Raw genomic sequence first — 12,025 nt, 5'->3', positions numbered from 1 at the left:
ATAGTCCATGCCTATGGACCTGAGCCGCCTCTCCACGGACGCGCTCGCCTCGTTCGCGGTCTTCGCCGACCATCTCAACTTCACCCGCGCCGCCGAGGCGCTCCACATCTCCCAGCCCGCCCTCCACGTCAAGGTGCAGAAGCTCGGCGACACGCTGGGCCGCCCCCTCTACACCCGGCACGGGCGCCGCCTCGCCCTCACCCCCGCCGGCGAGCAGGTGGCCCGCTTCGCCCGCGACCTCGACGCCCGCATGACGGCGTTCCTCGCGGAGGTCCACGGCACGTCCCCCTCCCGCGTCCCGGCCCTGGCCGCCGGGGAGGGCGCCTACCTCTACCTGCTCGGCGGCGCCGTCCGCCCCGGCGTCCGCCTGATCAACGGCGACCGCGCCCGCACCCTCGCCGCCGTCCGCACCGGCCGCGCCGACCTCGGCGTCGCCGTGCTCGACGTGCTGCCCGCCGACATCACCGCCGTGCCGCTGGCGTCCTACCCCCAGACGCTCGTCATGCCGGACGGCCACCCCCTCGCCGCGAGGCCGCACCTCACCCTCGCCGACCTCGCCGGCGCCGCCCTCGTCGTCCCGCCTCCGGCCGGCCCGCACCGCATCACCCTGGAACGCGCCCTGCGCGCCGCCGAGGTGCCGTGGTCCCTGGCCGTCGAGGCCGCGGGCTGGCCCCTGATGCTGCACTTCGCGTCCCTCGGCGTCGGCCTCGCCGTCGTCAACGGCTGCGTCCCCCCTCCCCCGGGCCTCACCGCGCGCGAGATCGTCGACCTGCCCGCCGTCCCCTACTACGCTCTCCACCTGCCGGACAGGGCCGACGACCCCCTCGTCACCGGGCTCCTGACCGCCGTCCGCACATCACTGAGGAGCGCGCCGTGCACTTCGAGACCTCCGTCGACATCGACGCCCCGCCCGAGACCGTCTGGAACCTCCTGAAGGACGTCGAGCGCTGGCCCGACATGACCGCCTCGATGGACCGCGTGGAACTCCTGGACGAGCCCTTCACCCTCGGCAGCCGGGCCCGCGTCCACCAGCCGAAACTCCCCGCGGCCGTCTGGACCGTCACCGCCTTCGACGACAACAGGACCTTCACCTGGGAGTCCCGCTCCACGGGCGTCACCACGACCGGCGCCCACGAAATCGTCCCCACCCCCGACGGCGGGTCCACCGTCCGCCTCACCCTCGACCAGAAGGGCCCCCTGGCCCCCGTCTTCGCCCTCCTGGCCGGGCGCCTCACCCGCCGCTACGTGACGATGGAGGCCCAGGGACTGAAGGCCAAGGCGGAACAACGGCCCACCCGCTAGCGCCTCCGGCGGTCGTCAAGCAGGCGTGCGGAGGCCGGCGACCATGATGCCGAGCGTCCGCCGGCGCAGGTCGGCGTCCCAGCCGCCGTGCAGTGCGCCCTGACACGCGCCGACCAGGCAGGGAATCAGTTGCGGGCGGCGACGATGCGGGCGACGGTCTTCTCCAGGGCGTAGGCCGGGTCGGCGGCGCCGCCCTTGACCTCCGCGTCGGCCTCGGCGACGGCGGTCAGCGCCCGCGCGACCCCGTCCCCCGACCAGCCGCGCAGCTGCTTCTGCACCCGGTCGATCTTCCACGGCGGCATGCCCAGGTCCTTGGCCAGTGCCGCTCCCCGCGCGCCGCGCGGAGCGCCGCCGACCTTCGCCAGTCCGCGCACGCCCTGGGCGAGAGCGCTGACGATCAGGACGGGGGCCACCCCCGTCGCCAGAGCCCAGCGGAGCTGCTCGAGGGCCTCGGCGAGCTGGCCCTCGATCGCCTTGTCCGCCACGGTGAAGCCGCTGACCTCGGCGCGGCCCCGGTAGTAGCGGGCGATGGCCGCATCGTCGATCTTGCCGCCGGTGTCGGCGACGAGCTGGCTGCAGGCCGCGGCCAGCTCGCGCAGGTCGTTTCCGACGGCCTCGATCAGCCCTCGCGCGCCGTCCGCCGAGATCTTTCCGCCCGCCTTGCGGATCTCGCCCCGGACGAAGTCGACCCGCTCCCCCGCCCTGGTGACCTTCGGGCATGCGATCTTGCGCGCGTTGAGCTTGGTCAGCCCGTCCACCAGGGCCTTCCCCTTGGCGCCGCCGGGGTGGACGGCGACGAGCACGACGTCCTCCGCCGGCGTCTTGGCGTACTTCAGCACCTCGGCCGTCAGGTCCTTGCCCAGATCCTGCGCCGACCGCAGCACGAGCACCTTCCCGCCGCCGAACAGCGACGGCGACGTCAGCTCCGAGATGCGCCCCGGCTCCAGGCCCCCCGGTGCGAGATCGATGACCTCGATGTCCGGGTCCCCCGCCCGGACGGACGCGACGACGTCCCCGATCGCCCGCTCAACCAGCAGCTCTTCGTCACCGACGACCAGAATGATGGACTCAACCGACACCCCTGCAGCATGCCACGCCCCGCGCACGCCCGCGTCCAACCGTGGGGATCCCCCGGCGGCGGATTCGGGGTGAGCGTGCGGCCACTGGCTGTGGCGCTCTGTATCCTCCGGCCTCGCCGGGGGCGGTCAGTGGCGGGTGATGGTCGCGATGCCGGATGTGGTGCGGGCTATGGCTATGTCGCCTTCCTTGTCGGTGCGGTGGATCTGTGTGTGGAGGCGGCGCAGGAGGTCGAGGGTGGCGGCGGACGGGTGGCCGTAGTCGTTGTGCGCTCCGACCGAGATCAGGGCGATGGAGGCTTGGGCGGCGGCCAGGAAGGCGGGGTCTTGGCTGCGTGAGCCGTGGTGAGGGACCTTCAGCACCTGGACGTGGGGGACGCTCGCTTCCAGGGCGCGCTGCGCCTCCAGTTCCACGTCGCCGGCGAGGAGGGCGCTGAAGCCGGGTCTGCGGGCGACGAGGACCACGCTCGCGTTGTTGATCGTGGTGCCGTCGTCCTCGGGTGACAGGGCGGGGGCGGCGGTCAGCGGGGCGAGGACGGAGAGGGTGAGGTCTCCGACGCGCCACTGCCCGCCGGTCTCGGCGGGATCGGTGCGGAGGCCGGACGTGTGGCGGGCCTCGCGGCCCGAGGTGCGGGGCGTGATCAGGACCTCGCGGACGGTGCGGCCGTGGCGGACGCCGGAGACGCCGTTGATGTGGTCGGCGTGGGGATGGGTCAGCACCAGGAGCGGAACGTCGGTCACGCCGAGGCGGTGAAGGCAGCGGTCGACCGGGGCGGGCTCGGGGCCGGTGTCCACGACGACGGCCTGTCCGGGGCCGGCCGACAGCGCCAGGGCGTCGCCCTGGCCGACGTCGCAGGCGACCATCTGCCAGCCGGGTGGCGGCCAGGAAGGGGCGATGACGCGCAAGGCGATGACCCCGACGAGGACGCCGGTCATGGCCGCGGCCGCGATGAGGCGGAGGAGGTGGCTGCGCAGGGCCAGGGCCGCCGCCCCGGCGCCCAGGAGAAGCGTGGCGGCGCCGAGGGCGCCGCTGGTCCAGGGGATCGTCGCGTAGGGCAGGGACGCGGCGGTCCGCGCGACCCAGATGATCCAGCCGACGGCGAGGCCGGCGGGCCACACGATCACGCGGGCGAGCGGCAGGGAGAGGGGGGCGGTGACCGTGGCGAGCGCGCCGAGGAGGGTGGCGGGGGCGACGGCCGGGGCCGCGAGCAGGTTGGCGAACACGGAGACGACGCCGATCTCCCCGGAGAGCATCACCAGGACGGGCGCGACGGCCACCTGGGCGGCGGCCGCGACGGCGAGGGCGGCCGCGAGCGGGTCCGGCATCCGGCGGGCGAGCCGCTCGTGCCAGGCCGGGGCCAGGACGAGCAGGCCGGCCGTCGCGAGGGCCGACAGCGCGAACCCGTAGGAGCGCGCCAGTTCCGGGTCGATGAGCACGAGGAGCAGCACCGCCGCCGCCAGGGCGGGCAGGCCCTGGCGCTGCCGTCCGGTGAACAGCGCCAGGAGGCTGATCAGGCCCATGACGGTCGCCCGGAGGACGCTCGGCTCCGGACGGGCGACGACCACGAACGCGCACACCGCGAGGACGGCGACGGGCGGGGCCCGGCGCCGCCCGAGCCCGGCGAGACGGCACAGCCCGAGGACCGCCCCGACGACGATCGCCAGATTCGCGCCGGAGACCACGAGGAGGTGGGTGAGCCCGGCGATCCGGAACTCCTCCGCGAGTTCGGGGTCGAGGCGCGAGGTGTCGCCGACGACCATTCCCGGAAGCACCGCGCGCCTGTCGGGCGGAAGCCGCGCCACGGCCGCCCGCAGGTTCGCCCGCACGTGCTCGGCGGCCCGCTGGATCGCCGACGGCGGCCCGAGGACGGTCGGCGGCCCGCGGACGATCACGACCGCGGCGAGCAGGCCGGGGCCCCGGGGCGGCACGAACCGGCCGCGGAGCCGCACGCGCTGGCTGGGGATCGGGCGGAGCCAGCGGGGATCGGCGGCGATCAGCAGCACCGGGACGCGGACCCCGGTTCGCCCCACGGCCTCCGCGCGGGCCCGAATGATGATCATCGGCCGTCCGTTCCCGGGCTTCGGCTGCGGGTCCCCGGTCACCACGGCTTCGGCCGTCGCGAATTCCCCCGCCCGGGCCAGTTCGCGCACGGGCCCCGTCCCGACGGCCGTCGTCCGCAGCGCCACTCCGCAGGCCGACGCCGCGGCACACGCCAGAGCCGCTCCGGCCACAAGCCGCCGCACATCACCCGAACCCCGCGCGGTGCCTCCATCCGCGCGCCCTGCGATTGAGGCAAGTCGCCTGGGCAAGCCCCCACGCCGGCCGCCGCCCACGCGCCGCGCAGTACCGGCATCCGAGCCGAGCGCGCTCGCAAAACGCTCGCCGAACGGGCGAGCACGCCCGTTGCCGCTCGCGTCGGCTGGGTGTTGCGGAGCGGTGGCGTCTGGCTGGGGTTGGGGGCGGTGGGTGGTCAGGAAGTAGAGGGACGCGGTGGCGGCGGTCGCGGCCAGGCCGTAGATGAGGGGCTCGGGCAGCCCTATGGTCGCGGCGGCCGCGAGCCAGGTGGCGAGGGCCGGGGCCAGGAGGCGGAGGTCGTGGGTCATACGCGGACCATCGTCTTCAGGTCGGCGAAGCGGTGGGCTCCGATGCCGCTGACGTCCTGGAGTTGCTCGACGGAGCGGAAGCCGCCGTGCTGGGTCCGGTAGGCGACGATGCGCTGGGCGAGGACGGGGCCCACGCCGGGGAGGCCGTCCAGTTGGTCGGGGGTGGCCGCGTTCAGGTCGAGCGGGGCGCCGGGCGCGCCCGTGGCGGTCGGGGCCGCGCCGCCGGGCGGCGGTGGGGACGGGGAAGGCGCGCGCACGCCGACCGGGATCTGCTCGCCGTCCACCAGGGGGCGAGCCAGGTTGAGGGTGCCTGTCTTCGCGCCCCGACGGACGCCGCCCGCGGCCTTGATGGCTTCGGCGACCCGGGAGCCGGACGGCAGGGTGACCACGCCCGGGTGCTCGACCTTGCCGAGGACGTGGACGACCACCGGGGAGGACGCCGCGGCCGCCGGGCCCGCCGACAGGGTCGGACGCGGTGCGCTGAGGGAGGCGGTCGCCGCGGGGGCCGCCGGCTGGGGACGCGGCCGGGCCAGCCAGAGGTATCCGACGGCCACCAGCGCGGCGAGCAAGCCCACGAGGACGAGCATGCGGACGTGGGAGCGGTCGGGCGCCGCGCGTAACCGGGCGGCCGGCGGCGCGTCGGCGGAGGCGGCGGACGGCTTCCACCGGCCGGTGAGGGCGTGCAGGCGGTCTTCGATGTCAGGTCTCATGGAGCCCGACGTTAAGGAGGCCGGTCGGGCGGGTGCGCGGAGTTCGGAAAGTGTGGATAACCCTGGGTCAGCGGCGCCGGGACGCCGCGGCCGCGAGGACGAGCAGCGCCGTCAGGAGGGCCGCGACGCGGGTCAACGTGCCGGGCGTCGCGAGGTAGACGCCACCGAAGACGGCGATCGCGAAGACGTTCGACAGCAGCGCGCCCGTGTTCGTCAGGGCGGAGACGGACGAGGCCTGCGCCGGTCCCGCGGCCCCGGTGATCCGGTCGACCAGAGGGCTGAAGGCGGCGGCGTGACCCGCCCCGGCGGCGTACAGGAGGGGCACCGCCAGGAGCACCGGCCAGCCGTCCCGGGTCAGGAGGGCCAGTGCCGAAGCGGCGGCGGCGAACGTGAGCAGGCCCCATGTCGGCAGGTTTCCTCTGAGAGAAAGGGGCAGGCGTGTCCATCCCAGGCCCGCCGTCGCGAAGCCCGCCGTGTACGGGAGGAACGTGAGCCCGGCGTGGAGCGGCGAGAAGCCGAGCACGTTCTGCAGGTAGAGCGCGAGCGTGAAGAGGAAGCCGGTGTAAGCGCCCATCACCGCGCAGGAGGCGAACAGGCCGGGCTTGATGAACGGTCTGCGCAGCACCGAAAGGTCCAGAAGCGGCGACGCCGTTCTCAGCTCATGGACGCAGAAGATGGTGAGCACAACGCATCCCGCTGCTATCGACAGCCACGTCCACAGCGGCCAGTGCTGTTCCCTGCCGAGAACCAGGGGTACGACGAGCGCGCCCATGCCGCAAGAGAGGAGGAGCACGCCGGGCACGTCCAGGCGGACGGCCTTCCTGTGTTCCGGCGGCATCAGACGTGGTCCTATGGCGAGGAGCACGGCCCCCACAGGGACATTGACCAGGAAGATGGGCCGCCAACTGCCGCCGAGGGTCACGATGACGCCTCCTGCCACCTGGCCCAGGGCGACCCCCAACGCCAGGACCATCGAGTACAGGCCGAGTGCAAGCGCCCTGGCCGCCCCCTCGAAGGACAGCTGGATCAAAGAGAGGACCTGCGGAAGCAGGAGTGCGGCCGCTGCACCCTGGCAGATCCTCGCGGCGACAAGGACGGCACCGGTCGGCGCCAACCCGCACGCCAGCGAGGCGACCGTGAAGCCGAACAGCCCTAGGAAGAACATCGTGCGGTGGCCGTAGCTGTCGCCCAGTCGCGCGCCCGTGACCACGAGGACGGCCAAGGCGAAGATGTAGCCGCCCGTGACGAGTTGCAGCAGAGAGCCGGACGCGTGCAGACCTTCCGCGATGTCCGGCATCGCCACCGCCACGATGGAGCCGTCCATCGACACCATTGCCTGCCCCGCGAGCAGCACCGTTAGAAGCCATCGTCCGACCATTCCGCGAGTGTGCTGGGCGGCCGTCCGGCGGCGCTTGAAGATGTTTGCCCCTGCGTACGATGGCGGGCATGCGTGAATCGACCACCGTGGCGGAGACGGAAGACTTCTCTGTCCACACGGTGCGCTGCACGGGGCACCAGCCCGGATGGTCGGAGCCCGAGCCGTTCACCGGGGATCAGATCGTCCTGGTGCGGTCGGGGCGGTTCCGCATGCGGTCGCGCCACGGACGCGCCGTCGTCGACCGCACCATGGGCTATGCCCAGACCGTCGGTGAGGAGGGCCAGTTCGCGCATCCCGCGGGCGGCGACGTGTGCACGTCGATCACGCTCTCCCCCGGCCTGTGGCGGCGCCCGTCCGGGACGGTCAGGGTCAGCGCGCGGGCAGACGTCGCACATCGCCTCCTCCTGCGCTCCGGCCCCGACGTGGCCTTCGAGACGGCCGAGCGGCTGATGGAGCTGCTCGCCCACCTCGCCGTGGACGAGCAGGGCGGGAAGCGCCGCGCCCTAGTCGACGAAGCACGCGAGGCCATGGCGAGCGGCCGTCAGGAAGCGGCCGGGCTCGTCTCGCTGGCGCGCCTCCTCGAGGTCTCCCCCTCCCACCTGAGCCGGACGTTCCGCCGCGAGACCGGCATGTCCCTGACCCGCTACCGGAACAGGATCCGCGTCGGGCTCGCACTGGACCGCCTGGAGCAGGGCGAGCGGGACCTGTCCGGCCTCGCCGCCGACCTCGGCTTCTCCGACCACGCGCACCTCACCCGGACGGTCAGGGCGGAGACCGGTCGCCCGCCGACCGTCCTGCGCCGCCTCCTGCGTCCCTGAGGTGCCCTGCGGGTCAGAGCTGGGGTGCGATGACGACGCCCACCATGCCGGGGCCGACGTGGGCGCCGATGACGGGGCCGACCTCGCCGACGTAGACGTCCTGGACGTGCGGGACGCGTTCGCGCAGGCGGGCGGCGAGGGTCTCGGCGCGGGCGGCGGCGGCGAGGTGCTGGACGCCGAGGTCGACCCGCCGGGCTCCGGCCTCGGCCACGGCCAGCTCCTCCAGCCGGGCCAGCGCCCGCGAGGACGTGCGGACCTTCTCCAGCGGCGCGATGCGCCCGTGGGTGATCTCCAGGAGCGGCTTCACCATCAGCGCGGAGCCCCACAGGGAGGCGGCGGCGCCGATCCGGCCGCCCCTCCGCAGGTGCTCCAGGGTGTCGACGTAGATGAGGGAGCGGGTGAGCCCGGCCCGCCGGGTGGCGGCGGACACGGCGTCGTCGGCGGACCCGCCCGCCATCGCGGCGGCGGCCGCGGAGAGGGCGGCGAATCCGAGGCCCATGCCGACGGTGCCGCTGTCGACGACCCGGACGGGCACGGGGGCGTCCTCGGCGGCGAGCCGCGCGGCCTCGACCGTGCCCGACATGGCGGAGGCCAGGTGCACGGAGACCACCTCGCGCGCGCCCGAGGCGGCGGCGGCCTCGTAGGCGTCGGCGAACCGCCGGGGCGCGGGACGGGACGTGGTGACGGGGTGCCATTCCTTCAGCGCCCGGGCGGCTTCGGCGGTGCTGATGTCGCGTTCGTCCCGGGTGGTGCCGCCGACGGCGATCTGCAGGGGGACGACGGTCAGCCCGTGCCGTTCGGCGAGCCCGGGGGGAAGGTAGGCGGTGGAATCGGTGACGACCGCGACCGCACTGCCCATGCCGGCGACACTACCCGCCCGCCGCGCGTCCTCCGTCAGGGCTGGACGGGGACGCCGCCGCGCCAGATGCGCAGGGCGCGGAGCCCGAACGCCCAGGCGAAGGCACCCTCGTGGTCGGCGTCCCACAGCACGATGTCGGCGAGCATGCCCGGGGCGAGGGAGCCGCGGTCGCCGACGCGCAGCGCGGCGGCACCGCCGAGGGTGGCGGCGCGCAGCGCCTCGGTCACGCTGAGCCCGAACATCGCGACCGAGAGCCCGATGACGAGGGGCATGGAGGTGATGCCGCACTGGCCGGGATTGTGGTCGGTGCCGAGGGCGACGGTGACGCCGCGGTCGAGCATCTGCCGGACGGGCGCGGGGGCGCGGCTGCTGTTGAGGGAGCTGCCGGGGCAGACGGTGGCGGTGACGCCGGCGTGGGCGAGGGCCTTGATGTCGTCGTCGTTGGCCTGGGTGAGCAGGTCGGCGGACGCGCAGCCGACCTCGGCGGCGACCTGCGCGGCGCCGATGCGCTCGTTGGCGCAGGCGTGCATGCGGGCCTTGAGGCCGGCGCGCTTGCCGGTGAGCAGGAGGGCGCGGGCCTCCTCGGCCGTGAAGTGGCCCTCGTCGCAGTAGACGTCGATGGAGTCGGCGCCGGCGACGGCGGCGTCGCCGGCCCACAGGCGGACGGCCTCGATGTAGTCGCGGCGGCGTCCGAAGAACTCGGGCGGCAGGATGTGCGCGGCGAGGAACGTGGCGTGGATGCGGGGCATGGAGGGCTCGCCCTCCAGCGACCGCAGCATCCGGATGTCGGCGAGCTCGCCGTCGCGGGTGAGGTGGTAGCCGGTCTTGGCCTCGACGGTGGTGGTGCCCGCGAGGATCCACTGGCGGAGCCGTTCGCGGACGCCGTTGCAGAGCGTCCAGGGGTCGGTGCCCCGGGTGACGGTCACGGTGGAGTTGACGCCGCCGCCCGCCGCGGTGATGGCCGAGTGGGACGAGCCGCTGGTGCGCATGGCGAGCTCGGCCCACCGGTTGCCCGCGTAGACGGGATGGGAGTGGGCGTCGATGAGGCCGGGCGTGACGAGGCCGCCGCCGAGGTTCTCGACGTGGTCGACGTCGACGATGTCGTCGATGATGCCGGGGACGCTCTGCGGGAGGTCGGAGGCGGGCCCGGCCCAGACGATGCGGTCGTCGTGGATGAGCACCGCGGCGTTGCTGCAGACGTCGGTGCCCGTCCAGAGCCTGCCGATGTTCGTCAACAGCCGTACCGTCATAGGGTCACCGACCTGGAGGGGGCCATGCGCACGTGAGCGCGGTGCAGGATGCCGTGGGGCGACGGTGCGGGCCGCGGTCCCTCGTTCGAGCGTTCGGACCTGCCATGGTTGGGCCACCTGCTCTCGATCCGAAACGCCGACTGGGTGCCGGCGGCTCCACCTGTGGAGGGTCGGGTGGCCGGGGGGCCACCGCTGGCAACGAGACCGGAGATATCGGTTTCGTCACGGTAGTGCACGGACCGTCGGTCCGACAACCTCTGATCGCAGCACATCGACACCCATCACCCCGCCCCTTGGCTCTACGACGGTACGGATTTCAACAGCACCGTCAAGCGGATTGGGGAAGCTGTCACCGTTCGGCGACCAAGGGGTGACTTCGGGCGTCCTCGAATAGGTCACTGTGACCGTCCCAAACCCACCGGGCCCCTGCGGAGGCGCCCGGTGGGCAAGGGATTCACGCGGTCGGCGAGACCGTCTCGTACTGGGCCAGTTCGCCCGCGAGGTCGACGGGGAGACGGGCGTGCAGGACGGTGCCCTCGGCGACGTGCTCCTGCTTGAGGACCTCGCCGCGCTCGTGCACGCGCGCGACGAGGTCGCCGCGCTCGTAGGGCACCAGGACGTGCAGCTCGCTCTCCAGACCCGGCAGGTCGGCCTCGATCGCGGCGCGCAGGTCCTCGATGCCGAACCCGGTGCGGGCGGACACGACGACGCTGTGCGGCTCGCGGCGCTGCAGGCGCGCGATCGCCAGCTCGTCGGCGGCGTCCGCCTTGTTGATCACGATGATCTCGGGGATGCGGTCCGCGCCGATCTCGCGCAGCACCTCGCGGACGGCGTCGATCTGCGCCTCGGGGTCGGCGTCGGAGCCGTCGACGACGTGCAGGACGAGCCCGGCGTCGGTGACCTCCTCCAGCGTCGAGCGGAACGCCTCGACGAGCTGGTGCGGCAGGTGCCGGACGAACCCGACGGTGTCGGCCAGGGTGTAGGCGCGGCCGCCCGGCGTCTCGGCGCGCCGGACGGTGGGGTCGAGGGTGGCGAACAGCGCGTTCTCCACCAGCACCCCGGCGCCGGTGAGCCGGTTGAGCAGGGACGACTTGCCCGCGTTGGTGTAGCCGGCGATGGCCACGGCGGGCACCTGGTGGCGGCGCCGCTCGCCGCGCTTGGTGTCGCGCGACTTGGACATCTCGGCGATCTGGCGGCGCAGCTTGGCCATCCGGGTGCGGATGCGCCGCCGGTCCAGCTCGATCTTGGTCTCGCCGGGGCCGCGGCCGCCGATGCCGACGCCGCCCGCGGCGCGCCCGCCGACCTGCCGGGACAGGTTGCCGCCCCAGCCGCGCAGCCGCGGCATCAGGTAGTCGAGCTGCGCGAGCTCCACCTGCGCCTTGCCCTCGCGGCTCTTGGCGTGCTGGGCGAAGATGTCCAGGATCAGCGCCGTCCGGTCGATCACCTTGACCTGGACCGTCTCCTCCAGGTGCCGCAGCTGGCTCGGCGCCAGCTCGCCGTCGCAGATGACGGTGTCCGCGCCGGTGGAGATGACGATGTCGCGCAGCTCCGCCGCCTTGCCGGAGCCGATGTAGGTCGCCGGGTCGGGGCGGGTCCGGCGCTGGACGAGTCCCTCGAGCACCTGCGAGCCCGCGGTCTCGGCGAGTAGCGCCAGCTCGCGCAGGGAGTTCTCGGCCTCCGCGGCCGTCCCCTCCGTCCACACGCCGACGAGCACGACGCGCTCCAGCCGGAGGGCCCGGTACTCGACCTCGGTGACGTCGGTCAGTTCGGTGGACAGGCCCGCGACGCGGCGAAGCGCCCGCCGGTCTTCCAGGTCGAGCTCGCCCGTCAGGGGCTCGTACTCGATCTCGTCAGGAGTCTGGGTCTGGGTCTGGTCTGCAGAGAAAGGTTGTGTCATATGTCCTCGTAGAACGCCGCTTCGCGGCCGTATCTTCCCCGGCGATCGTCTCACGCGCCGTCCCCAGCGGTCACCTGGTTATCACCCTGTTTCCCCTTGGGTTGACGCAAGCGCGCGCGGGGAGGTCTGCA

10 protein-coding genes are annotated in these 12,025 nt (G+C 73.8%); 3 read left to right on the top strand and 7 right to left on the bottom strand.

Annotated features, from left to right (window positions below; translation table 11 throughout):
• The first annotated feature begins 13 nt into the window (after positions 1–13).
• On the top strand, positions 14–934 hold the full coding sequence (locus BKA00_RS01750; protein ID WP_185023252.1) for a LysR family transcriptional regulator: 921 nt from the start codon (positions 14–16) through the stop codon (positions 932–934).
• Entirely contained in the window at positions 874–1,302 is a 429-nt protein-coding gene (locus BKA00_RS01745) for an SRPBCC family protein (protein WP_185023251.1), read from the top strand. Before BKA00_RS01750 ends, BKA00_RS01745 begins: the two co-directional genes overlap by 61 nt.
• Positions 1,303–1,427: 125 nt before the next feature.
• Here the strand turns inward: BKA00_RS01745 and holA are convergent, their stop codons facing one another.
• The 4 genes from holA to BKA00_RS01725 all read right to left on the bottom strand — a co-directional run bounded on the left by holA (position 1,428) and on the right by BKA00_RS01725 (position 7,046).
• The gene (gene holA / locus BKA00_RS01740; RefSeq protein ID WP_185023250.1) at positions 1,428–2,381 is read right to left on the bottom strand and encodes a DNA polymerase III subunit delta; all 954 of its coding nucleotides are present in this window, start codon (positions 2,379–2,381) and stop codon (positions 1,428–1,430) included.
• 126 nt (positions 2,382–2,507) lie between these two features.
• Positions 2,508–4,439 carry a ComEC/Rec2 family competence protein gene (locus BKA00_RS01735; RefSeq protein ID WP_244993760.1) on the bottom strand — a complete coding sequence of 644 codons (1,932 nt, stop codon included), beginning with the start codon at positions 4,437–4,439 and terminating at the stop codon, positions 2,508–2,510.
• Between the two features lie 539 nt (positions 4,440–4,978).
• Positions 4,979–5,692: a ComEA family DNA-binding protein gene (locus BKA00_RS01730; RefSeq protein WP_185023249.1), complete on the bottom strand. Its 714-nt coding sequence runs from the start codon at positions 5,690–5,692 to the stop codon at positions 4,979–4,981.
• Between the two features lie 67 nt (positions 5,693–5,759).
• A complete protein-coding gene (locus BKA00_RS01725) occupies positions 5,760–7,046 on the bottom strand; it encodes an MFS transporter (protein ID WP_230298519.1) in 1,287 nt (428 codons plus the stop codon).
• A gap of 92 nt (positions 7,047–7,138) precedes the next feature.
• Here BKA00_RS01725 and BKA00_RS01720 point away from each other — a divergent pair, with 92 nt between their 5' ends.
• Positions 7,139–7,888, top strand: a complete 750-nt coding sequence (locus BKA00_RS01720) for a helix-turn-helix domain-containing protein (protein WP_185023247.1) — start codon at positions 7,139–7,141, stop codon at positions 7,886–7,888.
• A 13-nt stretch (positions 7,889–7,901) separates the two neighbouring features.
• Here BKA00_RS01720 and BKA00_RS01715 read toward each other — a convergent pair whose 3' ends face one another.
• The 3 genes from BKA00_RS01715 to hflX form a co-directional block, all read right to left on the bottom strand.
• A complete protein-coding gene (locus BKA00_RS01715; RefSeq protein WP_185023246.1) occupies positions 7,902–8,747 on the bottom strand; it encodes a DegV family protein in 846 nt (281 codons plus the stop codon).
• A 35-nt stretch (positions 8,748–8,782) separates the two neighbouring features.
• The gene (hutI, locus tag BKA00_RS01710; RefSeq protein WP_067631854.1) at positions 8,783–9,997 is read right to left on the bottom strand and encodes an imidazolonepropionase; all 1,215 of its coding nucleotides are present in this window, start codon (positions 9,995–9,997) and stop codon (positions 8,783–8,785) included.
• A 454-nt stretch (positions 9,998–10,451) separates the two neighbouring features.
• The gene (gene hflX, locus BKA00_RS01705) at positions 10,452–11,894 is read right to left on the bottom strand and encodes a GTPase HflX (RefSeq protein ID WP_185023245.1); all 1,443 of its coding nucleotides are present in this window, start codon (positions 11,892–11,894) and stop codon (positions 10,452–10,454) included.
• Positions 11,895–12,025: the final 131 nt, after the last annotated feature.

The sequence above is a fragment of the Actinomadura coerulea genome (assembly GCF_014208105.1).
GTDB classification, from domain to species: Bacteria; Actinomycetota; Actinomycetes; order Streptosporangiales; family Streptosporangiaceae; genus Spirillospora; species Spirillospora coerulea.
The sequence above is the reverse complement of the archived record's forward strand: the minus strand, read 5'-3'. Positions and strand labels throughout refer to the sequence as shown.